The sequence below is a fragment of the Mycolicibacillus trivialis genome (assembly GCF_002102395.1).
Lineage (GTDB): Bacteria > Actinomycetota > Actinomycetes > Mycobacteriales > Mycobacteriaceae > Mycobacterium > Mycobacterium triviale.
The window spans coordinates 16,886-39,286 of the sequence record NZ_LQPZ01000022.1 but is presented as its reverse complement, the minus strand read 5'-3'; the positions used below and the strand labels follow the sequence as shown (position 1 = coordinate 39,286).

22 protein-coding genes and 2 pseudogenes are annotated in these 22,401 nt (G+C 68.8%); 8 read left to right on the top strand and 16 right to left on the bottom strand.

Features of this window, described 5'->3' with window-relative positions; genetic code table 11:
* Positions 1 to 69 precede the first annotated feature (69 nt).
* On the bottom strand, positions 70 to 807 hold the full coding sequence (locus AWC30_RS09505) for a hypothetical protein (RefSeq protein WP_085109960.1): 738 nt from the start codon (positions 805 to 807) through the stop codon (positions 70 to 72).
* A 241-nt stretch (positions 808 to 1,048) separates the two neighbouring features.
* Here AWC30_RS09505 and AWC30_RS09500 point away from each other — a divergent pair, with 241 nt between their 5' ends.
* Positions 1,049 to 1,456 (top strand): DUF898 family protein, encoded by a 408-nt coding sequence (locus AWC30_RS09500; protein ID WP_234808016.1) that lies wholly within the window; start codon positions 1,049 to 1,051, stop codon positions 1,454 to 1,456.
* Positions 1,457 to 1,577: 121 nt separating this feature from the next.
* Entirely contained in the window at positions 1,578 to 1,799 is a 222-nt protein-coding gene (locus AWC30_RS09495) for a hypothetical protein (protein WP_085109958.1), read from the top strand.
* Here AWC30_RS09495 and AWC30_RS17395 read toward each other — a convergent pair.
* From AWC30_RS17395 to AWC30_RS09475, 5 genes and pseudogenes are all read right to left on the bottom strand, one after another.
* A pseudogene (locus tag AWC30_RS17395) lies at positions 1,796 to 1,942 on the bottom strand (PHP domain-containing protein); the annotation flags it as partial. The gene AWC30_RS09495 and the pseudogene AWC30_RS17395 overlap by 4 nt on opposite strands.
* Before the next feature lie 10 nt (positions 1,943 to 1,952).
* Positions 1,953 to 2,510: a PIN domain-containing protein gene (locus AWC30_RS17600; protein WP_085109957.1), complete on the bottom strand. Its 558-nt coding sequence runs from the start codon at positions 2,508 to 2,510 to the stop codon at positions 1,953 to 1,955.
* Entirely contained in the window at positions 2,507 to 3,589 is a 1,083-nt protein-coding gene (locus AWC30_RS09485; RefSeq protein WP_085109956.1) for a helix-turn-helix domain-containing protein, read from the bottom strand. The genes AWC30_RS17600 and AWC30_RS09485 overlap by 4 nt, the downstream gene beginning before the upstream one ends.
* Positions 3,590 to 3,725: 136 nt before the next feature.
* Positions 3,726 to 4,727, bottom strand: coding sequence for a PHP domain-containing protein (locus AWC30_RS09480; RefSeq protein WP_085109955.1), 1,002 nt, complete (start codon positions 4,725 to 4,727; stop codon positions 3,726 to 3,728).
* A 37-nt stretch (positions 4,728 to 4,764) separates the two neighbouring features.
* Positions 4,765 to 5,103 carry an MmcQ/YjbR family DNA-binding protein gene (locus AWC30_RS09475; RefSeq protein WP_085109954.1) on the bottom strand — a complete coding sequence of 113 codons (339 nt, stop codon included), beginning with the start codon at positions 5,101 to 5,103 and terminating at the stop codon, positions 4,765 to 4,767.
* A gap of 71 nt (positions 5,104 to 5,174) precedes the next feature.
* Here AWC30_RS09475 and AWC30_RS09470 point away from each other — a divergent pair, with 71 nt between their 5' ends.
* The gene (locus AWC30_RS09470; RefSeq protein ID WP_085109953.1) at positions 5,175 to 6,023 is read left to right on the top strand and encodes an LLM class F420-dependent oxidoreductase; all 849 of its coding nucleotides are present in this window, start codon (positions 5,175 to 5,177) and stop codon (positions 6,021 to 6,023) included.
* On the opposite strand, the gene AWC30_RS09465 is transcribed toward AWC30_RS09470, so the two are convergent.
* From AWC30_RS09465 to AWC30_RS09435, 7 genes are all read right to left on the bottom strand, one after another.
* Complete coding sequence (locus tag AWC30_RS09465; RefSeq protein WP_085109952.1) at positions 6,020 to 7,702, bottom strand: serine/threonine-protein kinase PknH/PknJ; 1,683 nt, start codon at positions 7,700 to 7,702, stop codon at positions 6,020 to 6,022. The genes AWC30_RS09470 and AWC30_RS09465 overlap by 4 nt on opposite strands.
* A 31-nt stretch (positions 7,703 to 7,733) precedes the next feature.
* Complete coding sequence (locus tag AWC30_RS09460) at positions 7,734 to 9,374, bottom strand: serine/threonine-protein kinase PknH/PknJ (RefSeq protein ID WP_085109951.1); 1,641 nt, start codon at positions 9,372 to 9,374, stop codon at positions 7,734 to 7,736.
* Between the two features lie 98 nt (positions 9,375 to 9,472).
* Positions 9,473 to 10,087, bottom strand: a complete 615-nt coding sequence (locus tag AWC30_RS09455) for a DUF4333 domain-containing protein (protein WP_085109968.1) — start codon at positions 10,085 to 10,087, stop codon at positions 9,473 to 9,475.
* An 18-nt stretch (positions 10,088 to 10,105) separates the two neighbouring features.
* Positions 10,106 to 11,317 carry a DUF7373 family lipoprotein gene (locus tag AWC30_RS09450; protein ID WP_085109950.1) on the bottom strand — a complete coding sequence of 404 codons (1,212 nt, stop codon included), beginning with the start codon at positions 11,315 to 11,317 and terminating at the stop codon, positions 10,106 to 10,108.
* Positions 11,318 to 11,358: 41 nt separating this feature from the next.
* The gene (locus AWC30_RS18205; protein ID WP_109562005.1) at positions 11,359 to 13,269 is read right to left on the bottom strand and encodes a serine/threonine-protein kinase; all 1,911 of its coding nucleotides are present in this window, start codon (positions 13,267 to 13,269) and stop codon (positions 11,359 to 11,361) included.
* 52 nt (positions 13,270 to 13,321) lie between these two features.
* Positions 13,322 to 14,695 (bottom strand): DUF7373 family lipoprotein, encoded by a 1,374-nt coding sequence (locus AWC30_RS09440; protein ID WP_133053680.1) that lies wholly within the window; start codon positions 14,693 to 14,695, stop codon positions 13,322 to 13,324.
* The gene (locus tag AWC30_RS09435; protein ID WP_085109948.1) at positions 14,692 to 16,137 is read right to left on the bottom strand and encodes a serine/threonine-protein kinase; all 1,446 of its coding nucleotides are present in this window, start codon (positions 16,135 to 16,137) and stop codon (positions 14,692 to 14,694) included. The genes AWC30_RS09440 and AWC30_RS09435 overlap by 4 nt, the downstream gene beginning before the upstream one ends.
* Before the next feature lie 94 nt (positions 16,138 to 16,231).
* Here AWC30_RS09435 and AWC30_RS09430 point away from each other — a divergent pair, with 94 nt between their 5' ends.
* Complete coding sequence (locus AWC30_RS09430) at positions 16,232 to 17,689, top strand: serine/threonine-protein kinase (RefSeq protein WP_234808015.1); 1,458 nt, start codon at positions 16,232 to 16,234, stop codon at positions 17,687 to 17,689.
* Entirely contained in the window at positions 17,673 to 18,515 is an 843-nt protein-coding gene (locus AWC30_RS09425; RefSeq protein ID WP_133053679.1) for a hypothetical protein, read from the top strand. The genes AWC30_RS09430 and AWC30_RS09425 overlap by 17 nt, the downstream gene beginning before the upstream one ends.
* 59 nt (positions 18,516 to 18,574) lie before the next feature.
* On the opposite strand, the gene AWC30_RS09420 is transcribed toward AWC30_RS09425, so the two are convergent.
* The gene (locus AWC30_RS09420) at positions 18,575 to 18,988 is read right to left on the bottom strand and encodes a type II toxin-antitoxin system VapC family toxin (RefSeq protein WP_085109945.1); all 414 of its coding nucleotides are present in this window, start codon (positions 18,986 to 18,988) and stop codon (positions 18,575 to 18,577) included.
* The gene (locus AWC30_RS09415) at positions 18,981 to 19,262 is read right to left on the bottom strand and encodes a type II toxin-antitoxin system Phd/YefM family antitoxin (RefSeq protein WP_085109944.1); all 282 of its coding nucleotides are present in this window, start codon (positions 19,260 to 19,262) and stop codon (positions 18,981 to 18,983) included. The genes AWC30_RS09420 and AWC30_RS09415 overlap by 8 nt, the downstream gene beginning before the upstream one ends.
* Positions 19,263 to 19,392: 130 nt before the next feature.
* Here AWC30_RS09415 and AWC30_RS09410 point away from each other — a divergent pair, with 130 nt between their 5' ends.
* The 3 genes and pseudogenes from AWC30_RS09410 to AWC30_RS09400 form a co-directional block, all read left to right on the top strand.
* Positions 19,393 to 20,052 (top strand): M15 family metallopeptidase, encoded by a 660-nt coding sequence (locus AWC30_RS09410; RefSeq protein ID WP_234808017.1) that lies wholly within the window; start codon positions 19,393 to 19,395, stop codon positions 20,050 to 20,052.
* Positions 20,053 to 20,097: 45 nt separating this feature from the next.
* A complete protein-coding gene (locus AWC30_RS09405) occupies positions 20,098 to 20,538 on the top strand; it encodes an SRPBCC family protein (RefSeq protein ID WP_085109942.1) in 441 nt (146 codons plus the stop codon).
* Positions 20,539 to 20,609: 71 nt separating this feature from the next.
* Positions 20,610 to 21,068 (top strand): annotated as a pseudogene (locus AWC30_RS09400) (SRPBCC family protein); the annotation flags it as partial.
* A 4-nt stretch (positions 21,069 to 21,072) separates the two neighbouring features.
* Here the strand turns inward: AWC30_RS09400 and AWC30_RS09395 are convergent.
* Complete coding sequence (locus AWC30_RS09395) at positions 21,073 to 22,260, bottom strand: pyridoxal phosphate-dependent aminotransferase (RefSeq protein WP_085109940.1); 1,188 nt, start codon at positions 22,258 to 22,260, stop codon at positions 21,073 to 21,075.
* Between the last annotated feature and the right edge of the window lie 141 nt (positions 22,261 to 22,401).

The window sequence follows — 22,401 nt, the reverse complement described above, 5'->3', positions numbered from 1 at the left end:
GCCGTTTGGCAATGGCACAGTTCGTGATGGTGTGCTGGCTTTCGAGCGCCGACGCCGCGTTCGCCCCGCTCAGGGCATCGGTCCGGTGTCGATCTGACCGGGTAAGCACGCGATCTCGATCGGGGTCCGCACCGGCGGCAGCGGGAACCACTGACACCCGTGGAACTTCGGTTGCTCCGGTGGAGTAGCGGGCGGCTGCTCGACGGCGGTGCATTCGCTCTCACCCCACCGGCGCTGCTGTCCCTCGGGGCACGCCGGAAGGCATTTCGCGCCGTACTCCTCGGTCCCGTCCGGGCAGGCACACTGACCGTTAGGCCGGTGCTCTTTGCCTTCCGGGCACGGGCGCGGACATTCGCCGTTCCACTCCTCATACCCCTCCGGGCAGGGGCCTTGTTGTTTCGGTGGGGACACGGGCGGGCTTTCTGCGCCCATATGCTCGGCGCAGACCTCCGACCTTTTCGGTAGACCGGGGATCTGGCTGGTGTCGACAAAGGTCCCGTCCGGGCACTCCGTGCCGACTCGCCCCTGGGCGTCGGTCTGCACCGGTTCGGAGTTCGGGTCGTAACACAGCAGTTTCATCCCGTCGGGGTCTTGGCGCAGCCCCATGTCCTGCCATCCGGGCGGGCAACTCGGCCGGGTCCCGCCGGTATCGAACTCGGTGACCAGACAGCTGATGCCCAGAGTCGCCACGCCATCCAGCCAGCCGCAGTCGGCGTGGGCGGCCGGAAGCGGCCCGGCAACGGTGCCGGAGGCGAACATCCCGGCCATCCCGAGGACCGCCGCCGCGGCCACCTGGAGCGTTTTCATCGTCGTCTCCGTTCTCCTGCGCCGGCCCCTCCGCCGCCTACCGGGCGTGGGGCGCATGGATCGACTATCGGCCGTCGCGAGGGGATCAACATCGTCAAAAGCGCGTAGATCGGGCGGGGGTCGTAGGACGAGGTGGGTGGGAGCCGACGCCGTGCGAGCTCGGGTGCTTGTCGGTCACCGGCCGTATCGTCGCGCTCAAGGGAGAAAACTCCCCGTACGTTCCAGACCGAGCGAGGATGCCATGACTGCGTCACCGATGCCGGGGCCCTACTCGGAACCCGGCGAGCCGTCCAACTACTCTGCGGCACCGCCGGCCGCGACTCCCTACATTCCGGAGCGGGCCCTGCAGCGGGAGTTCGCCTTCGACGGCGGCGCCGCGACCTACATCGGGACCGCGGTCCTGGCGTTTCTCATCACCGTGTGCACGTTGGGGATCTGCTATCCGTTCGCTCTGGTGCTCCGCGAGAGGTGGCGCGCGAAGCACTCCTACATCGGCGGGCGCCAGCTGGTGTTCAACGGAAGCGCGTGGGGGCTGTTCGGCCTGTGGCTGAAATGGCTGCTCCTGATCATCATCACGCTTGGCATCTACGGGTTCTGGGTCTCTCCACGCATCGCGCGGTGGAAGTGGGAGAACACCGGCTTCGCGTGATGCATCGAGCGTGAGCCGACGCCGGGAAGGTGATGTTTTCCTTGCCGCCGGACCGGGCAACCCTTGCAGAAGACCCTTTTCGCTGGAAATCTCAAAGACGCGACCACGGAAGGACACCGCGATGGCAACCACGACCGAAGACACCTTCAAGGTCAAAGACCCCGTCTACTTCAATTACCGCTCGGCCCACGACCTGGAAGGCCGCATCGTCGGGATCGCCAAGAAGGGCAAGACCTCAGCGACCACCACCTACGAGGTCATGCCGTTCAAAAAGCACATCCACCCCGGCGAGAAAGTGCCGATCCACCGCACCGGCGCCCACCTGCGCCACCGCAAGACCTAAGCCGCCCAGGCCAATAACTTCTCGACCGGCCAGGTGTTGACGATCCGGTCGGCCGGGATCTGCGCCTCCAATGCCCGCTGCGTGCCGAAGCCCAGGAAGTCGAGCTGACCGGGCACGTGCGCGTCGGTGTCGACGCTGCATATCGGTGACGGCTCAAGGCAAGAGTCCGATCTCGTACGCCCACCCGATAATGCTGCCCACCATTGGAAGCCGCATCCCCGTGGAGCGTAAGTCTTCATAGATCCGCTCCGCCACAGCGGAATCCACGTCGTCGAGGTATTTGTATGCGGCGGCGATGATCCACATCGACGTCACGAATCGGACGCCGCGTTGTCGCGCCTGCGCGCGGGCAGCGCTGTCATCGATCACCGCCACCATGTTCCGGTGGATGGCGCATGCGAGGACTGCGCACTCACCTAGATTCTTTCGCGGTGAATCGCCCTTCTTCGACGGGATATCGATCTTGATGCGGAGCTGGCTGTTGGTTTCCTCGGTGGTCAGAACACCGAGTTCGACCCAGGAGAGTTCGGCGATGGACGGGATGGCGTAACCCCGATCGCGCCCGTTTTCCACCTCGCTGTACACCGTGTCCGGGATGAGGATCAGGCCTCCGGGGGCGAGTCGCCGCAGAATATCCTGGTGGCCAGCACGGCAGAAGTGGGTGAAGGTCGAGGTATCCATCACCCAGCGGGCGCCTGCCGGCGCGGTCACAGGCTTGCGTAGTCGGCAGCTGTCTCTGCCCGCTGTGGTGGCAGGTCTTCAGTGCCGAGCGCACCGCGCAGCAGTTCGACCGCTCTCGCTTTGGTCATTCGCCGGTCGACGTAGGCGTCAAGGACCGCTGCGGTCATTCGAGGTGACACGGACGGCGAGCACAATTCATCCCGGAAGCGTGGGAGTTGCAGTCTGTCGAATTCACCAACAACTGGATTGCGACCGTCCATGGAACGAAATTCATCATCCGTGATCTGCCCCAGACTGCGCAGGTGCGCGATCACCGCCGACCATGACATTCGGTACGTTCCAGCGATTCGGATCGTGCGATCACGGACCGAGTCGTTGCGATTGGTGTGCCAGAGCTTGGTAATACCTGCTCGGGGAGCAAGCAGGTGTGCGGCGAACGAGTTGATCAGACGCTCGGCGTCGCTCGCGGCCGCATCGTAGGCGTCACCGAACAGCCAATGCCCGAGTTCATGCGCGAGCGACATCCGACGACGACCTAGTCGGGCATCGCCGTCGATCACGACCGCGGCGCTGCCTTCGGTCACTTCTACGAGGGCACCGTCCGCTCCGCCATCGCCGAGCGATAGTGAGCATGAGTACATACCGAACTGCTCTGCGGCGCCGGCCAGGTCGTACAGCGGGCCGGAACCGATGTCGAGGAGTGCCCGCACTTCACCGGCAATCCGTTCGCAGTCGCCGTGAGATCGTGGGGCGTCCCAAGTCCGGCGGTCAACGACGTCTTCGATCACGCCCGTGGTGACTAAGGACGAGACGTCGCCGGCAAACAGTTCCAGTTCGCGGTCCAGTCGGGCGGTGGATTCGTGCGTCGGTCCCGATTCAGAGCGGCGGCTGATCACGGCAGGGACCGGGGTGCGTACGAACCAGGCCAGGGGCGTTTCGAGCGCTGCGGCGAGGTCCACGAGTTCGATCGCCGACACCTTGCGTTTGCCCTTTTCGATCAGTCCAAGCGCGGTGCGGTCTATCCCGACCCGATTGGCTAGGTGTTCTTGGGTCAGGTCGAGGGACTTGCGAGCTTCGGTGATGCGCTCGCCGAGAAGCTTGCCATCCATATGTGCGATTTTCCCACATTCGGATTCGGGCTGCTATAGCGCAGTGATAACTTGTGCACAGTATCGGCCCGATTGGTCACGTGAGGCCGACCGTAGCGGGCCGCGACACCGGCGCCCACCTGCGCCACCGCAAGACCTAAGCCGCCCAGGCCAATAACTTCTCGACCGGCCAGGTGTTGACGATCCGGTCGGCCGGAATCTCCGCCTCCAATGCCCGCTGCGCACCGAAGCCCAGGAAATCGAGCTGACCGGGCGCGTGCGCATCGGTGTCGATGCTGAACACGCACCCCAACTCGTGGGCGAGGTGCAGCAGCCGGGTCGGCGGATCGCGGCGCTCCGGGCGGCAGTTGATCTCCACCGCGGTGTCATGATCGCGGCAGGCGGTGAACACCGCCTCGGCGTCGAACTGCGACTCCGGGCGCCGCCCGCGCCCACCGCCGACCAGCCGCCCGGTGCAATGCCCCAACACGTCGACCACCGGATTCGACACCGCGCGCACCATCCGCCGCGTCATCGCCGCCGACTCCATCTTGAGTTTGGAATGCACGCTGGCCACCACCACATCGAGGCGCTCCAGGAGGTCCGGCTCCTGATCGAGGCTGCCGTCGTCGAGGATGTCGACCTCGATGCCGGTCAGAATCCGCAGCGGCGCCAAGCGCTCCCGTAACCCGTCGATCACGTCGAGCTGGTGGCGAAGCCGCTCCGCCGACAAGCCGTTGGCGATGGTCAGCCGCGGCGAGTGATCGGTCAGCGCGCAGTACTCATGGCCCAGCGCGGCGGCGGTGGCCATCATCTCCTCGATCGGCGCCGAGCCGTCCGACCAGTCCGAGTGCAGGTGCAGGTCCCCGCGCAACGCCGCCCGCAGTGCCCCGCCTCCGAGATCGGGCGCCTCCTCACGTAACCGCACCAGGGTGTCCGGCTCGCCGCCGGCCCAGGCCTGAATGATCACCGCGGCGGTCTTCGGCCCGATTCCTGGCAGGGACTGCCAGCTTTCGGCCACCCCGTGGCGGTGGCGCTCGTCGTCGTCGAGAGCCTCGATCACCTCGGCGGCGCGGCGATAGGCCATCACCCGACGCGGGTCCTCACGTGCCCGGTCCTTGTAGAACGCGATCTGGCGCAGCGCCTCCACCGGATCCATCAGCCCAGTCTGCCGCAGCGCCCCGCCGCTCGTCGGCTCAGCGGTGCTCCCGAGTCAGTGACCGCGGCGCCCGCAGATACCAGGATTCCTCGATCAATTCGCCGAGCTCATCGACGTCGACGGCGGGAAGTCGGACCAGAACGATCGGGTGACCGTCGTAGTGGTCGGTGGTGAAGAACTTCGCCGGGTCGGCGCCCAGCAGCAGTTCCTTCTCCTCCACCGACCCGACCCACACCACCAGCGCGCCGTCGTCATCGCGGATCCAGGCGAACATCCGCGGCTTCGTCCGCCAGGACGGGCTGCCGCCGTAGGACGCCTGCTCGTATGCACCGGGAAGACCCAGAGCGATCCGCCGGACGTCGTCCTCGGTCGCCATCACGCGCTCCTTTCCGTCCCGCTTCGAGAATGCGTCGCGAGAACTCGCCACCCGTGACTACCCTCACGGGAATGCGCTTCGCATTCAAGACCTCACCGCAGAACACCGGCTGGCCGGAGATGCTCGCGGTCTGGCGGGCCGCCGACGACATCGACGTCTTCGACTCGGGCTGGACCTTTGACCACTTCTACCCGATCTTCTCCGACCCCACCGGCCCGTGCCTGGAGGGCTGGACCACGCTGACCGCCCTGGCCCAGGCCACCACCCGGCTGCGGCTGGGCACCCTGGTCACCGGCATCCACTACCGCCACCCCGCGGTGCTGGCCAACATGGCCGCCGCGCTCGACATCATCTCCGGAGGGCGACTGGAGCTGGGCATCGGCGCCGGCTGGTACGAGGAGGAATCCGAGGCCTACGGCATCGAACTGGGCAGCCTGCGCGACCGCTTCGACCGCTTCGAGGAGGCCTGCCAGGTCCTCATCGGCCTGCTCAGCCAGGAGACCACCGACTTCGACGGCCGCTTCTACCAACTCAAAGCCGCCCGCAACGAACCCAAGGGGCCGCAGCGCCCGCACCCGCCGATCTGCATCGGCGGCAGCGGCGAGAAACGCACCCTGCGCATCACCGCGAAATACGCCCAGCACTGGAACTTCGTCGGCGGCACCCCGGCCGAATTCGCCCGCAAACGCGACGTGCTGGCAGCCCACTGCGCCGACATCGGCCGCGACCCGACCGAGATCCTGCTCTCCGCGCACGTCCGCCTGGACGCGGACCACAACTACGCGAAGGTGATCGACGACGCCGCCGCCCTCGGCGAGCACGGATTGGATCTGGCGATCATCTACCTGCCGGTGCCCTACGACCCGGCGGTCCTCGACCCGCTCGCCGAAGCGATCCGCGACTCCGGGCTGATGAGCTAGTTGGGGATCTTGTTGCGCAGTGTCTCGGCCACCGTCACGGCCTGATCCCCCACATCGGAGCGGCATACCAGCACGTCGACCGCCGCGTTGTTGGCGACGGTCAGCGCCCGCTGACAGCCCATGCCGACCCCCGCCTCCATCGTGTAGCTGATCGACAGCATGTCACCGGTGCGGGTGGGCTCCCCGAAGGTCCAGCGCTGCGGGGTGGGCGGCGTCGGGTAGTTCAACGTGATGCGGGTGTTCGCGCACTTCTTCCACTGCTCGGCCTGGCTGTCGAGCAGCTTCTCGGTGGCCGCCGCCGACGGCAGCGTGATCACCGCCTCGATGACCCGGAAGAGCGGACTTTCGGGCTGATCCTGAAAGCCCTGGTTGCGGGCGGCCACCCAGCCCAGCGGGGAGTAGACGGCGCGCTGCCCGGGCGCCCACGCGCTCAGGCAGTCCTTCTCTTCGATGGTCGGCGAGTCCTCGGCCGGGGAGTCCATCGACCCGTACTTGGTCAGGCCGGGTGCGCCGATGATGGCGGCGAGTTGTTCGGCGGACAACATCACCCCGTCGAGGGCGGCCGCCGACACGGTGGGCGGTGGCGGCCCGGTGCTGGTGGTCGAGGACTCGGTGCTCGACGGCGGGGGAGGGGCGGTGTTGTCGCTGCCCGACGAGCGCGAGGTCAACACGATCGTGGTGGTCGCCGCCACCGCCAGCACCACCACCCCGGCCAGCGCGGCGAGGATTTTGCCGCGGCGCCGGGGTTTCGGCGCGGATTGGCCCCACGCCGCGGTGCCCGCCGGGGAGAGTTGGGTCGGTGCGCCGTGGAAACCCGGCTGGCCGGGAGTCGGGGTGGGCGGGCCGCCGTGCAGGGCGGCGCGGGCCGCGGCGGCCAACTCGGCGCCGCTGGAGAACCGGTGGGCCGGGTCTTTGGCCATCGCGGTGGCGATCACCGCATCCAGGGCCGGCGGCAACCACGGCGCGTGCTGAGTGACGTGCGGCGGCGGCTGCGTCAGGTGCGCCATCATCATCGCCGGGGCGCCCTGGGCGTCGGCGAACGGCGTCCTGCCGGTCAGCATCCGAAACAGCGTGCAGCCCAACGAATACAGGTCAGCGCGCCCGTCCACCGATTGCCCGGACAGCACCTCGGGGGCGGCGTAGGCGACGGTCGCCACCATCGACCCGGTGGCGGTCAGACTGGTGTCATCGAGCGCACGAGCGATCCCGAAGTCGCCCAACAACACCCGCTCGTCGGAGCCGGGGGAGTTCTCCAGCAGGAAGTTCGCCGGCTTCACGTCGCGGTGGACCACCCCGTGACGGTGGGCGTAGTCGAGGGCCTTGCCGATCTCGCCGACGATGTGGACCGCGCGCTGCGGGGTCATCTCACCGCGATTGAGCGCCTCGTCGGCATCGATGCCGTCGACGAACTGCATCGCGATCCACAACCGGCCGTCCTCGGTGCGCCCGCGCCGGTAGATCGTGACGATGTTGGGGTGACTGAGTCGGGAGGCGACGTCGGCCTCGCGCATGAAGCGGGCCCGGAACCGCTCGTCACGGGACAACTCGCTGGACAGCAGCTTGAGCGCATCGCGGCGCGGCAGTTCGGGATTGGCCACCAGGTAGACGGTGCCCATGCCACCGGCGCCGAGCACCCGCTCGACCCGGTAGCCGGCGACGACCGATCCGATCGGGAGCATGGCTATCCGGCGAACCCGGGCCGGCCCGCAATCACGCGTGCGGTATCCCGTCGGCGATGCCCCGGGCGATATCCAGACCGGGGTTGGATTTGTCGGCCGAGCAGGCCAAGACGTCGACGACGATGTTGTTCATCGAGGTCAGCGCGTGCTGGCAAGTACGCCCGTTGTCCTCGCGGAGCGCTTTGGCGGTGATGATGTCCCCGGTGGCGTTGACATCCGTTATCCGCCAGAAGAACTCGGGCTGATCGTTGGACGCGCTCACCCGCACCGTCTGATAGGCGCATGGTGGCCACAGCGCGCGCTGGCGGTCCACGAAGCGGGCGGCGAGGTCGGCCGACGGGAACGCGACGACACCCTGGACGACGTTGCTTCGGGTCTGATCGCGAACGTCGACCCCGACCTGGACGTACTTGTCGACCGATCCGCTCCCCGAATACGAGTTGCTTTGCATCGGGTAGACGATGCCGCCGCAGTCGGCGTAGGTGTCGCGCGCGAACTCCCGCCACGGTTCGGGCCCCGCCTTGGTCGCGGCCCCGACGGCCTCCGTGAGCCGGTTGTCCGGCAGCATCAACGACGCCAGGTCCGACGACGCCACGGTGGGTGCGGCACTGGTGGGCGGGTGGCTTGGTGGCGCCGTCGGCGGCGAAGCCTGGTCGTCGCTCTTGCCGCCGGCGAACAACGCCACGGCACCGGCGGCGACGGCCACCACCGCGACCCCGGCGACGATCCCGATGAGCTTGCCCCGGCTGCTGCGCGGCGGCGCAGCAGCGGGGGGCCGCAGGGTGGGTGACGAGTGCGGCCCGCTGTCGGGGCGCTGCGGGTCGGTGGTGTGATCGCGTTGGGCGAGAGCGGCTTTCGCCGCTTCCGCCAGCGCACGCCCCGTCGGGTAACGCTGGGCCGGGTCCTTGGCCATCGCGGTGGCGATCACGTGGTCGAACATCGGCCCCAAGCCGGGAGCGACCGCGCTGGGCTGCGGTGGGGGCCGACGCAGATGCGCCATCGCCTGGGCTGAGGCGCCGGTGGTGTCGGCGTAGGGGACCTGGTTGGTCAGCAGATGGAACAGTGCGCAGCCCAGCGAATACAGGTCGGAGCGGTAGTCGATGGGGCGCCCCTCCAGAACCTCCGGAGCGGCGTAGGCCATCGTGGCCATCACCATGTTGGTTCCGGTCAAGCCGGCGTCGTCGACAGCGCGGGCGATCCCGAAGTCGCCGAGCAGCACTCGCTCATCGGGACCGACCGGCCCGGTGAGCAGGAAGTTCGCCGGTTTGACGTCGCGGTGCAGCACCTGGTGGGCGTGGGCGTAATCCAGCGCCTCGGCCACCTCGTTGATGATGTGGACCGCCCGGCGCGGGTTCATGGTGCCGGTGCGGATGGCGGCGTCGGCGTCGGTGCCGTCCACCAGCTGCATGGCGATCCACAGCTGGCCGTCGCGCGTCTCCCCGCGGTCGTAGATCGAGACGATGTTCGGGTGATCCAGCCCGGCGGCGACGTCGGCCTCGCGAACGAAGCGGGCCCGGAACTTGGGGTCGGCGCACAGCTCGGCGGACAGCACCTTCAGTGCGTCCAGCCGCGGCAACTGCGGGTCGTCGACCGCGTAAATGGTGCCCATGCCGCCGGATCCGATGACGCGCCGCACCCGGTAGCCGGCCACCACCGCTCCGATCGGGATCATCGTGCTCTGCCTGTTGCTGCAGCGAACCCGGCCACCGGCGTCATGGCGCCAACATATCGCTTGGCCGACGCCGCGTTACCTCCGACCTCCATGCCCGATCAGCTGGGGCTACCGACCCAGTAGGAGCCTTTATCGTCGGCGAAGGTGACCTCCACCGTCCGCTTGGTCCCGGCGATGGTGGCCTCGCAGGTGAAGGTGGCGTTGACCTTGATCTCCGGGTTCTTCCCGTCGTTGCAGCGCACGTCGGTGACATCGGCGAGGCCGTAACCGGTGGCCGGGTCGGTCAGGACCTGACGCACCCCGTTCTCCGCGCCGTGGACATCCAATTCCGCTTTGCGCAGGAAGCCCGGCTTCCAGAAACCGGTGACCAACACCGCCAGCACCACGAGCCCCAGCAACCCCAGCAGTGGGGTGCGGAGCTTCGAACCGCCGAAACGGCGGCGCTTGGCCGCGCCGGTGCTGATTGCGGTGGTGGGCTCATATCCCGGCGGTGGGCCGGCATCGAACTGCCCCGACGGGCCGGGCTGCACATACTGTCCGGACGGGGGCGGCTGCGGAGCCGCATACCCGGGCGGCGCGTACTGGTGCGACGGCTGGCCGGGCGGACTCGGCTGCCACGCGCGGGTGGCCGGCGGCTGCTGGGGCTGGCCGGGCTGGTCCTGCGGTGAGGGCTGCCAGCCCCGAGTGGGCGGGGGGTTCTGCGGCTCGTTCATCATGACTCCCTCGGTAGCTTATTCGGCTGTGAGCAGCAGGTACTGGGCGGCGGCCTTCTGGGACAGCGCCGCCTTCTGCGACGCGATCACGTCGACGGCGTAGCGGTCCGCGGTGTACAGGCAGCTGTAGTAGGTATAGGCGTCGTCGCTGCCCGGCTTGTTCTCCATCTTGAAACAGTGCGAATCGGGCAGGCCCGCGACCGGGTCGATCGCATCCCAGTCACCGTCCTCGCCGCGGGTCTTGGCCCACGCGTCGATGATCTGCCCGGCGCCCGCAGCGTCGCGGGCGCGGTAGACATCCGCACCGGAGATCGCGATCAGATCCACCCCGGCATCGTTGAGCAGTTTCTCGTCGCCCGCGGGGTCGTCGGAGAAGGCTCGGAACGCGTGCACGCCGTAGAGCCCGAACCGCAACCGGCCGCGCTCATCGGGCCGCGGTTCCAACGTCCGCGCCAGCAGGCCGTCGGGGTCCAGCGGCAATTCGGCCAGCTTGTCCACCGGCGTGGGCTTGAACTGGTCGATCATCGGGAGCTGTTTGTCGATCGCCCTTGTGACCAGGTCCATCGCCTCATTGGGCCCGACCGTGGAGTAGGACTGGTGGACCAGCAGGTAGGGGCCGTGCGGTGTGTACGCGGTGACCGTGGTCCCGGTGCCCGACCAGGTCAGCCCGCGCGATTCGGGGTGGCCGGGGATGCTCGTCGGGGTGGCGTCGGGTGCCTTGTTGTCCGGATATCTCGCCGGGTCCGGCCCGCCCTCGACGCCCAACACGTCGGCGGCCGCGGCGGCGTCCTCGGCGGCCTGGTAGCGCAGCACGCCGGAGAACAGATTCGGGTTGCGGCCGCCTTCGTGTTGCCGGCTGGTCATGAAGCCGGTGACGTAGTTGCGGGCGGCGGTGTCCGGGAAGAACGTGTCGAAGATGACCCCGATGGCGTCGGCACCCTTGAACGGGCCATTGAAGAAGCTGATGCCGCCGCCGGCGGTGAGGGCCGGGTCCACGTCGAACGGCATCACGACGAAATCGGCCATCCGGCGGGCTTCGACGTACTGTCCTTCCGTCCCGGCGTCGCCCAGCGGCGGGCGCGGTGTGGTGGGGTAGTTGCCGGCGTTCAGTTCGGCGGAGTCCGCGGTGGCGGGTTTCTTGGCGGCGTCCCCCTCGGTGGTGTTCGAGCACCCGGCCGCGATGACGGAGGTGAGTGCGAGCAGGGCCAACAGGCTCCGGACGGTCAGCATCGGGGTCCTCCGCTCGGGACGGTCGGTGAATGGGTCATCGGTCAGTTCAACTCGGCCAGGATGTCGGGCACCAGGTTGTCGTTGAGGTACTGCGTGGCGGCCGGACCAGCGCTGTCGAGGGCCGCGATCATCGCGGGGTCGTCGACGACGACCACGGTGTTGGAGCGCTGCTCCAACTGGCTGGGCATCCCGTAGAAGCCACCGGAGCCGGCGTCCTTGTCGGTGCGGACGACGATGGTCAGTGCGGTCTTGCCGTACTTGACCAGCTGGTCGAGAGCCGCCGGCTCCTCGGTGGTGCCCTCCGAGCCGCTCTGCAGCTTGGTGTTGTAGACCAAACCCAGACCGGTGAGATAGGCCGCCGCCGGTGAGCTCGACAGCACCGCGGTGACCCCGTCGTCGGCGAGGCCGTACACCGAGACGGTCAACTCGTTGAGTTTCGGGTTCTCCGCACGCAGCTTGTCCTGACCGTCCTTGATCCGCTCCCGGACGGCGTCCACGGTGTCCTGCTTACCCAGGATGCTGGCGAGCCAGCTCAGCCGTGACTCGGCGGTCAGCGACTGCCCGGCGGTGGCCGGTCGCGTGATGGTCGGCCCGACCGCGGCGAGCTGGTCGTACTGGTCCCGGTTCAGCTCACCGGTGTCGATGATCAGGTCCGGCTTCACCGACTCGAGGGCTTTGGCGTCGACATTCGGCATCAGGGTGGGTTTGCCGTCGATGAGGTCGGCCAGCCAGCTCGGCGGCGAGTCGCCGGGGGTGACCAGCGCGACCGGCTGGACGCCGAGGGACAGCGCGGTGTCGGCGTCGGCCAACGTCAGTGCGGCCACCGACTTCGGCCGCTGCTCGAGCATCGTGGAGCCATAGGTGTGGCTGAACGACTGCGGCGGATACGGCAGCGGGCCGGGACCGGAGGTGACCGCGATGAGCACGCCGATCAGCACGACCGCCGCGGCGACGACGCCGGCACCGATCAGCTTCCGACGCTTCTTCGGGTCCCCACCGGGTTTCAGTTTGGCGATGGCGCCGCTGAACGCCCCGGTCGGATAGGTCAGTGGGTCCTGCCCGGACACCGCACCCGTCGTCGGCTCCGGCACCGGCTTGGCCGGCATCTGGTTGTGCAGCAACGCCGCCTGGGCGGCTTCGAAGAACTGCCGTGCCGAGTCGAAGCGGGCAGCCGGGTCCTTGGCGATGGCGATGGCCAGCACCGCGTTGATCGCCGGCGGCAACTGCGGTGCGAAGCTGGTGACCGGCGGCGCCTGGCGGGTCAGGTGGGCCATCATGACCGCCGACATGGTGCCGGCGTCCTGGAACGGGCTGCGCCCGCACAACATCCGGTACATCGCACAACCCAGGGAATACAGGTCGGAGCGGTGGTCGAGCGCGTGGCCCTCGATCGCTTCGGGCGAGGCGTAGGCGACGGTGGCCATCATCGACCCGGTCGCGGTCAACCGGGTGGCGTCCTCAAGAGCACGCGCGATACCGAAGTCGGCCAACAACACTCGCTCATGCGGGCCGGGCTCACCGGTCAGCAGGAAGTTGGCCGGCTTGATGTCGCGGTGCAGCAGGCGACGGGAGTGGGCGTAGTCCAACGCCTTGGCGACCTCGCCGAGGATGTGCAGGGCACGCTCGACGGGCAGCGGACCCTGGTCGACCAGGTTGCCGGCGTCGGTGCCGTCGATGAACTGCATCGCGATCCACAGCCGGCCGTCTTCGGACTCACCGCGGGTGTAGACCCGCACGATGTTGGGGTGGTCCAGGCTGGCGGCGAGGTCGGCTTCGCGGCGGAACCGGGCCCGGAACTCCGGGTCGGCGGAGAGTTCGGCGGACAGCACCTTCAACGCGACACTGCGTGGCAGCGTTGGGTGCCGGGCCAGATAGACCGTGCCCATCCCGCCGGCACCGAGCACCCGCTCGATCGTGTATCCGGATACCTGGGCTCCGGCGGGCATGGTCATTGTGGCCTCGCTTGGTGGTCGTCAGGGGTTGCGGGTCGCATCGATCGGTGCACTATTTCGCGGTGAGCATCACGTATTGGGCGGAGGCCATGCGGCGGGCCTCCACGGCGCTGGGTCCGCCGATCTCGATCACGTAGCGGTCGACACTGACCACGCACCGGAACGCGTAGAGCGTGCTGTCACCGTCGGGCTTCAGGCACTTCGAGCCCGGCAGGTTGCTGATCGGGTCGTCGGGCAGGTACGACGGGTATTTCATCCCACCGATTTCGGCGACGATGTCGTCGGCGAGTTTCTTGGCCGAGTTCTCGTCGCGGGCTTGGTACACGGTGGCGCCGGCGCGCGACAGTTCGGTCATTCCGGTGTCGTCGAAGGTTTTCTGGCTGCGCTGCGGGTTGGCCATGAAGTGCAGGGCCCCGTGCGCGCCGTAGACCCCCGGCTGTGCGCTGGAACTGGCGTTCTTCGGTATCGGCAGGGTCCGCGCCTGCAGCCCGCTGGGGTCGATCTCGAGATCGGCGAGCTTGTCCACCGGCGTTGCCTGGAAGCCGTCCAGCGGCGGGATTTGCTTGTCGATCGTGGTGGTCGCCAGCCGGATCGCATCGTCGAGGTTGGTCTTGCGGTAGGCGACCTCGGCGAAGTCGATCAGCGCGTAGGTGCCGTGCGCCACGAACGTGAACACGTTCGAGCGTTTGTCCTCGTCAGAGCTCGAAAATGCGCGTATCTCAGGGCGATCCGGAATCGGTTGTGCCTGGCGCGGCGGGTTGTATTCGGTGGCTTCGTGTTCTGCATGGTCGGCCATCGCGTCGACGGCTTTCGTCGCGTCCTCCGGCGTGGCGAAGCGCACCACCACGTGCTTGAGCTTCGCCAGGCCGTTGGAGCCGATCTCGGACTCGGCGTTGGTTTTGAACCCGGTGATCAGGCCGCCGTCGTTGACCGCATTGGTGATCGCCACCCCGACGCCGGTGTCTTCAGAGAAATAGCTGAACCCGATGTCGTTCCCGATGGTCACGGCACCCGCGGCACCACCGGACTTGGTCAGCGCCGGATCGGCCTCGAACGGCACCGTCACCACATCGGCCAACCGGCGCGCCTCGACCAGGGCTCCTGCTTCCCGGGTTTTGGCGGTGCCCAGCGGTTCGCTGGGCTTGGTGGGGAAGTTGCCGGTGTCCAGCAGGCTGACGTTGACGTTCTGGTCGGCGTGCGGGTTGCGCACGCCGACGCCGGGGTAGACGGTGGTGCAGCCGGTGAGCAGGAGCAGCGACGTTGCCAGCGCGGTGGTGGCCGTGCGCGACACGGTGGGCCTCACGTGTTTCCTCTCCCGTCGGGCAGCTGGTTGGCTGGGGCTGCCGAGTTTCGGTGCTGCAAATTTACCTGGCGGCCCAGGGGCCGATTCACACAAATACGAGATTGGGACCCGACGCGGGGTCACGGCGCCGCCGCGATCGCCGGCTCGTAAGAAATCTCCCGGCCGTTCTGAACGATGCGCAACCCGCCGTGGGTCACCTCGTAGCGGGTCGGATCACGGTCGTTGATCGCGACGAAACCACCCGGCATCGGCTGGACGTGGCCGAGTTCGATGCCGGCGCCGTCGCTGACCCGGACGCCGCGGTAGTACAGGTGCTGAGCCGTGGTGGTGCAGACCACCGCCCTGGAGTACTCGGTGCGAACCACCAGTGCCGCACGATCACCCGAATCGCACCGCGCGCCGCCGGACAGAAAGCCCTGCTCGTCGGCGTCGGGGAGCAGCATGGCGAGGGTCGTGGTCGTCGCCGAGTTCGCTGATGTCGTGGTCGACGAGGTCGTGTCGAGTTGCGGGGCGGCGGTGTGAGCGGAGGGTGTTGTTGTGGTCGCTGCGGCGTGCTCACCGCTGTTGGAGCCCGCCAATCGGGTGCCGACCCACACCATGACGCCGAGGAGGAGAAGCCCGGCGACGACGAGCGCGGATATCAGTGCCACCGGCACAGCAGAGGCTGTCGGTGCGGGTTGTGGGCGTACCGGACGCGGGGGCGGGGGAGCGAAATGAGCCGGGGCGACGGAACCGGCGCGCTCCAGCGCGGCCGCGAACTCCGCACAGTTCGGAAAGCGTTGCGCCGGATCCTTGGCCAGAGCCCGGGCGAACACCGGGTCGAGGGCGGCCAGCTCGGGCTTGACCGAGGAGATCGGCGGCACGGGTGCGTGCAGGTGCCGGCTGATCACCACCGCCGGACTCGGATCATCGAACGGCGCGCTTCCGGCCAGCAGATGGTAGGCGGTGCCCGCCAGCGCGTACTGGTCGGCGCGACCGTCGATCGACTCGCCGGCCAACTGTTCGGGTGCGGCGTAGCTGAGCGTGCCCAACGTCATGTTGGTGGCGGTCAACCGCGTCGCGTCGCGCAATTCACGCGCGATCCCGAAGTCGGCCAGCAAGATTCGTCGTGACCCGAATTCTGGTCGGGTGAGAAGGATATTCGCGGGTTTCACGTCGCGGTGCAGCAGCCCGCGATGGTGGGCGAAATCGAGCGCCGCGGCGATCGCGGTGACGATCTCACCCACTTCCGCCCGCGGCATGCCGGCGGGGTAGCGCTCCCGCCGCAGCACCGAGGCGTCGGTGCCGTCGACGTAATCCATGGAAAGCCAGAGTTGACCGTCGAACTCGCCACGGTCGTGCACGCCGACGATGTGCGGGTGCCACAGCGACGCAGCGAGATCGGCCTCCCGCTCGAACCGGCGCCGATAGTTGTCGTCTGCGGAGAACGCCGCAGGCAGGATCTTCAGCGCATCGCTGCGGTTCAGGCGCGGGTGTTCGGCCAGATAGACCTCGCCCATTCCACCGGCGCCCAACAACCGAACGATGGTGAAACCGGCAAACGTGTCGCCCGCGGACAGCGGCATGGGCGGAGCGTACGCCGGAATCGGCGTTTTCACGGCGTCTTAGCGGGTCAAGTGGTTGACTGAGACGACACACGCTTTCGGTGCGAGGGTTTCGGTGGATGCTGCAGCGCAGCCGCGGGCAGGGACCCGATTCGGCAAGTATCAGCTCAACCGGTTGCTGGGCCGCGGCGGCATGGGCGAGGTCTACGAGGCCCTCGACACCGAGAAGGACCGCACCGTCGCCCTGAAGATCCTGCTGGAGACCTACTCCGCCGACCAGAGCTATCGACGGCGGTTCACCCGCGAGGCGCACGCCGCCGCCCAACTCGGTGAGCCGCACGTCATCCCGATCCACGACTGGGGTGAGATCGATGGCTGTCTGTACATCGACATGCGCCTGGTCGCGGGGACGAATCTGCGTGAGCTGCTGGAGAACGAACCGATGGATCCGGTCCGGGCGGTCAACATCTGCGCTCAGATCTCAGGCGCGCTCGACGCCGCGCACGCCCGAGGCGTCGTGCACCGCGACATCAAGCCCGAGAACGTCATCGTGGCCGACGGCGACTTCGCCTACCTGCTCGACTTCGGTATCGCCGAGCAAGCCGGCGACACCCGGTTGACCAAGACCGGGATGGCGGTGGGATCGATGGCCTATATCGCTCCCGAACGCCTCACCGGTGAGCCCACCACCGCGGCGGTCGACATCTACGGACTGGCTTGTGTCCTGTTCGAATGTCTCACCGGGCGAGCGCCGTTCATCGCCGCGACCATGGCCACGCTGATGACCGAGCACCTCTACACTCCACCGCCGTCAGCGCACGCGATCAACCCGCGAATCCCGGTCGCCTTCGACGAGGTCATCGCCCGCGGCATGGCCAAAGAACCCGACGACCGCTACGGCAGCGCGGGGGCGCTGGCGCGCGCCGCGGAGCGGGCACTCACTCCGCCCCAGCAACGAGCCGTCGCCAGCGCCTATCCGACCGCCCCCGCACCACCACCCGCCGCGTACCCGACCGCACCCTGGTCGCCTCCGGCGCCGGCCCCTGCACCAGCGCCTTCCGGTCCGGGTCGGCGCTGGGTGGTGCCGGTGGTGATTGCGACAGCGGCGTTGCTGCTGGCGGTGACCGGCATCGGTATCGGGCTGTGGGTGAGTTCCGAACGCCACAAACCGGCCACCACGACCTCCGCTACACCGTTGCAGACGGCCACCACCTCGGCCGAGGCACCGACGACGTCGCTGCCGGTGCCGCCGCCGGGCATCCGCGGCCCCGATGCGCTCGGCGTGAACTGCGACGCCGGCTACGTCCACCCGCCGGGCAACGTGTTCGGCAGCCGCGCGGTCCGCGGATCGGCGGCTACCAGTTGCTTTTTCACCAGCAACGTGCTCGACGCCTACTGGGCGGCAGGACAACCCGACCGGGCACCCCGCGACCTCGCCGTGCGCGGCTCGCGCCCGTGCGGAGAAGCCGGCGACAAGAATTGCCGGGGTGAGAACTTCGTCATGCACTGCACCGCCGGCGACGACTGGATCACCTGCGAGGGCGGAAACGACGCGCGTGTCTACCTCTATTAGGACCCGGTTCGCCGCGCTGGCCGTCGCACTGTTGCTGACGGTGACCACCGGGTGCGACCGGAGGACTGAACCGACCCCCGCCGAACCTACGACCACCTCCGCCGCGTCGCCGCTCCCGCCGCCGACCCCGCTGGCCACCGCCTTCACCGCCCTGCTCGACACCCTGCCGCCCGGGCAGGTCGGGCTGGCCGTGCACGCCGGGGACACCGACCTGAGCTTCGGGGACTGGACCGTCGGCCCGGCCTGGTCGACGATCAAGGTCCCGATCTCCATCGCCGCGTTGCGCGTCGACGCCGCCACCGCGACCCCGCTGATCACCCGCGCCATCACCGCCTCCGACAACGACGCCGCGATGGCGCTGTGGCAGCTGCTCGGCGACCCGGCCGCCGCCGGTGAGCAGGTCCACGAGGTGCTCTCCGAGGCCGGCAGCGGCGACACCGTCGTGCAGACCGAACAGGTCTACCCGCCCTACAGCCCGTTCGGCCAGACCCGCTGGACTGGGCTCGACGCCGCCCGCTTCGCCTTCGGCCTGCCGTGCGTCCCAGATGCCGAGCCGGTGCTGACCGAGATGCGCCGCATCGTCCCCGGGCAGCGCTGGGGACTGGCCGGCGCCGACACCGCCAGCAAAGCCGGCTGGGGGCCGCTGCGCGACGGCGGCTACCTGTTGCGCCAGCTCGCGGTGGTGACCAACGCCGCCGGAACCGTCGGTGTCGCGCTGGCCGTCCAGCCCGACGACGGCAGCCACGACACCGCCGTGGCCATGCTCGACGCGCTGGGGCAGTGGACTCGCAGCCACGCCGACGAGCTGCCCGGCGGGCGGTGCTGAGCGGCCGGCCGTGGAACGGGCCGGTCACGTGCCCGCGGGTGCCCCGACTTATGCGCGGCTCACTGCGACAGGTCGATGACGGTCAGGGCTGAATCCAGCCCCGCGAAGTCTCCGGCGTTGCGGGTCAACAACATCAGACCGTGCCGGGCGGCGGTGGCCGCCATCTGTAGGTCCATCCGTCGGGCGCGAGGATTCCGCCCGCCGCGACGGACCAACGTCGCCAACGCCCCGTAGTACTCGGTGGTGGGGATGTCGAACGGCAACACCTCGAACACGTCGAGGGTGTGCTGCACGCGTTGACGGCGGCGCATCTGTTCCAGGGGATCGTCCGCGGCGGTGACGCCGTACTGCAACTCCGCGATCGTGATCACCGAGACCGCCACCTCGTCGGCGTACCGGCCCAATTGTTGTGTAGTCGGCGGGGTGATCACCGCCGACGTATCGAGGAGAGCGCGACGTGGCTCCTCAGCCATCCCGCGTCCACGGGTCGTCGGGGGTATCCGGGTCGCCTTCGCGGATGTCGTGCCACCACCGTTGTGCCTCCTCGTCGGAGAGGGGGCTCGCGGTGAGCGCGGCGAGGGCCTCTGCTGCGGGCACGAATCGACGGCGGGTCGTCGCCCGATGCGGGATCACGTCGGCCACCGGCCGACCGCTGACCGTGACCACGAACGACTCGCCTGCTGCTACCCGCCGCATGACGGCGGCGTTGTCGTTCCGGAGGTCGGATTGCCGGATCTCGGTGCCCATAGCGCAATCATAGCGTTATCATAGCGGTGGATTCTTGTCTCGCCGTGGCGACTCCTTGGGGCGGACCCGCAGCCACGCTGGCGGGCGGTGCTGAGCGGCTACCGTGGAGCCCATGCGTGCGGGTCTGTCGATGCTGGCGGCTGTGGCCGCGGTGATGATCACGACCGCCGCACCGGCGGTCGCCGACGTGCCCCCGGTCAGCCCGGCCGCCCAGGCCGACGGCCTGCTCGACGTGCGCAGCGTGGTCCCCGACGCGATCGTCGACCTGCGCTACGCCACCACCAACAACTTCACCGGCGTGCAGCTCTACCCCGCCGACGCCCGCTGCCTGGTCCATGAGTCGATGGGCGACGGGCTGGCCACCGCGGCGCAGCAGCTGCGCGCCGGCGGCGAGCGGCTGGTGTTCTGGGACTGCTACCGCCCGCACGCCGTGCAGGTCCGGATGTTCCAGGTGGTGCCCGACCCCGCCTGGGTCGCCCGCCCCGGCGACTACGCCCGCAGCCACGAGGCCGGCCGTTCGGTCGACGTCACCCTCGCCGGCCCGCAGCACTGCCCGGCCGGCCGGACCGGAATCTGCCTGGCCGACATGGGCACCGGTTTCGACGACTTCACTCCGCGCGCGCACGCCGACGCCACCGACGGGGTCTCGCCGGCCGCCCAGCGCAACCGCGCCCGGCTGCGCTCGGCGATGAACGCCGGCGGGCTGAGCGTCTACTCCGGGGAGTGGTGGCACTTCGACGGACCCGGCGCCGGGGTGGACCGCCCGTTCCTGCGCGCCGGGGTCAACTGAGGCGAAACCTCCCGGCTCTCCGCCGCGCCCGCTATCGTTCCGGGCATGGCTGTGAAGGATTCCCGTGAAGTCGTCATCGAAGCCTCCCCCGAGGAGATCCTCGACGTGATCGCCGCTGTGGAGACCGTTCCGACGTGGTCGCCGCAGTACAAGAGCGCGGAGGTGCTCGACAGCTACGACGACGGACGCCCCCGCCAGGTCAAGATGACCATCAAGGCCGCCGGGCTCACCGACGAGCAGGTCGTGGAGTACACCTGGAGCGACAACGCGGTCAGCTGGACGCTGGTGTCGGCCGGGCAACTGCGCTCCCAGGACGCCAAGTACACGCTGACCCCGCAGGGCGACAAGACCAAGGTTCGCTTCGACATCGACGTCGACCCCTCGGTGCCGATCCCCGGCTTCCTGCTGAAACGAACCATGAAGGGCGCCATGGAAACCGCCACCGACGGTCTGCGCAAGCAGGTCCTCAAGGTCAAGAAGGGCTGACCGCCCGACACGTTCACGACCGGTTCGACGAATGCGAGCCGACGCCGTGATAAAGGGCTACCCTCGGCGTAGTGGCTGTTCGAGCATCGCGTGAAGTCGTCATCGACGCGCCGCGGGAGCTGATCCTGAAGGCGCTGGCCGACGTGGAATCGCTGGCGTCGTGGTCACCGCTGCACAAGCGGGTGGAAGTGCTCGACACCTACGCTGACGGCCGCCCGCACCACGTGCGGGCCACCATCAAGATCCTCGGGCTGGTCGACAAGGAACTGCTGGAATACCACTGGGGTCCCGACTGGGTGGTCTGGGACGCCAAATCCACCTACCAGCAGCGCGGCCAGCACGTCGAGTACAACCTGTTCGACGAGGGCGTCAACCGCACCCGGGTCCGCTTCGACATCACCGTCGAACCCTCCGGGCCGATCCCCGGCTTCGTCGTCAAACGCGCCAGCAACGTGGTGTTGCAGATCGCCACCGAGCAGCTCAGCAAACAGGTGATGCGCGCGGTGCGCGCCCGCACCGGGGCGCCGGCGCCACTCAACGAGCCGAGCGAAGCGCCGACAGCCGAGCCAACCCCTCATCGACGGTTTCGTCACGCTTACAGAAGGTGAAGCGCACCAGGTGATTCCACTCGCCGAAGTGCGGTATCGCCGGATCACAGAACGCCGCCATCGGGATCGCCGCGACCCCCACCTGCTCGGGTAGCCGCGCGCAGAACTCCGCACCGTCGTCGTAACCCAGCGGGCGCGGGTCGGCGCACAGGAAATAGGTGCCGACGCTGTCGTGCACGTCGAACCCGATGTCGCGCAAGCCCGCGGCCAGCCGGTCGCGGCGGGTCTGGAACGCCGCGCGTTGCGCCTCCACCCAGTCGTCCTCGGTGTCGAGGGCCAACGCCACCGCAGGCTGGAACGGCGCCCCACCGGAGTAGGTGACGTACTGCTTGGCGGCGCGCACCCCGGCGATGAGCTCCGCGGGCCCGCACGCCCAGCCGATCTTCCAGCCGGTGCAGCTGAACATCTTCGCCGCGCTGGAGATGCTGACGGTGCGCTGGGCCATCCCGTCGAACCCGGCCAGCGGGTGATGGGCGTGCTCGCCGGGGGAGGAGAACACCAGCCGCTCGTAGACCTCGTCGGTGATCACCAGCAGGTCCGCGGCCACGGCGAGCTCGGCGATCGCAGCCAACTCGGCCGGGCTGAACACCGCGCCGGTCGGGTTGTGCGGGGAGTTGACGATCAGCGCGCGGGTGCGCGGGGTGACCGCGGCGCGCAGCGCGTCGGCGTCCAAGGCGAAACCGTTGCCGTCGCGCACCAGCGGCACCGCCACCCGGTGCGCGCCGGCCATGGCGATGGCCGGGGAGTAGGAGTCGTAGAACGGCTCGATCACCAGCACTTCCGAGCCCGGCTCGACCAGCCCGATCATCGCGCAGGCGATCGCCTCGGTGGCCCCGACGGTCACCAGGATCTCGGTGTCCGGGTCGTGCTCGACGCCGTAATGGCGGCGGCGCTGCGCGGCGATGGCCCGGCGCAGCTCGGGCGTGCCCATCCCGGGCGGGTACTGGTTGTGCCCTTCGGCGATGGCGTCGCGGGCGGCGGCCAGCATCGCCGGCGGGCCGTCCTCGTCGGGGAAACCCTGCCCGAGGTTCACCGCGCCCACCCGCGCGGCCAGCGCCGACACCTCGGCGAACACCGTGGTGGCGGTGTAGGGCTGCAGCCGGGAGACCGTCATGGCTTCCGAGGGTAGAGCGGGCGCGGAGGTGAGGCGACCGGTACCCGTCGGCCCCGGCGACCGGTGTCCGTCGGCCCCGGCGACCACTACCCGCGACCAACCAACAGGTTGATCGGCCCCTGCTGTTAGCCTGGTCGGGCA

Bases quoted from the DNA above. Each gene is read 5' to 3' on its own strand.
- AWC30_RS09465 (WP_085109952.1), bottom strand. From the start codon at position 7,702: ATGCTCCCGATCGGATCGGTCGTCGCCGGCTACCGGGTCGAGCGGGTG.
- AWC30_RS09475 (WP_085109954.1), bottom strand. From the start codon at position 5,103: ATGGCGACCGAGGACGACGTCCGGCGGATCGCTCTGGGTCTTCCCGGT.
- AWC30_RS09495 (WP_085109958.1), top strand. From the start codon at position 1,578: ATGGCAACCACGACCGAAGACACCTTCAAGGTCAAAGACCCCGTCTAC.
- AWC30_RS09450 (WP_085109950.1), bottom strand. From the start codon at position 11,317: ATGCTGACCGTCCGGAGCCTGTTGGCCCTGCTCGCACTCACCTCCGTC.
- AWC30_RS09395 (WP_085109940.1), bottom strand. From the start codon at position 22,260: ATGACGGTCTCCCGGCTGCAGCCCTACACCGCCACCACGGTGTTCGCC.
- AWC30_RS09460 (WP_085109951.1), bottom strand. From the start codon at position 9,374: ATGATCCCGATCGGAGCGGTGGTGGCCGGCTACCGGGTGCGGCGCGTC.
- AWC30_RS09505 (WP_085109960.1), bottom strand. From the start codon at position 807: ATGAAAACGCTCCAGGTGGCCGCGGCGGCGGTCCTCGGGATGGCCGGG.
- AWC30_RS09410 (WP_234808017.1), top strand. From the start codon at position 19,393: ATGCTGGCGGCTGTGGCCGCGGTGATGATCACGACCGCCGCACCGGCG.
- AWC30_RS09500 (WP_234808016.1), top strand. From the start codon at position 1,049: ATGACTGCGTCACCGATGCCGGGGCCCTACTCGGAACCCGGCGAGCCG.
- AWC30_RS09485 (WP_085109956.1), bottom strand. From the start codon at position 3,589: ATGGATGGCAAGCTTCTCGGCGAGCGCATCACCGAAGCTCGCAAGTCC.
- AWC30_RS09405 (WP_085109942.1), top strand. From the start codon at position 20,098: ATGGCTGTGAAGGATTCCCGTGAAGTCGTCATCGAAGCCTCCCCCGAG.
- AWC30_RS18205 (WP_109562005.1), bottom strand. From the start codon at position 13,269: ATGACCATGCCCGCCGGAGCCCAGGTATCCGGATACACGATCGAGCGG.
- AWC30_RS09420 (WP_085109945.1), bottom strand. From the start codon at position 18,988: ATGGCTGAGGAGCCACGTCGCGCTCTCCTCGATACGTCGGCGGTGATC.
- AWC30_RS09415 (WP_085109944.1), bottom strand. From the start codon at position 19,262: ATGGGCACCGAGATCCGGCAATCCGACCTCCGGAACGACAACGCCGCC.
- AWC30_RS09470 (WP_085109953.1), top strand. From the start codon at position 5,175: ATGCGCTTCGCATTCAAGACCTCACCGCAGAACACCGGCTGGCCGGAG.
- AWC30_RS09455 (WP_085109968.1), bottom strand. From the start codon at position 10,087: ATGAACGAGCCGCAGAACCCCCCGCCCACTCGGGGCTGGCAGCCCTCA.
- AWC30_RS09435 (WP_085109948.1), bottom strand. From the start codon at position 16,137: ATGCCGCTGTCCGCGGGCGACACGTTTGCCGGTTTCACCATCGTTCGG.
- AWC30_RS09480 (WP_085109955.1), bottom strand. From the start codon at position 4,727: ATGGATCCGGTGGAGGCGCTGCGCCAGATCGCGTTCTACAAGGACCGG.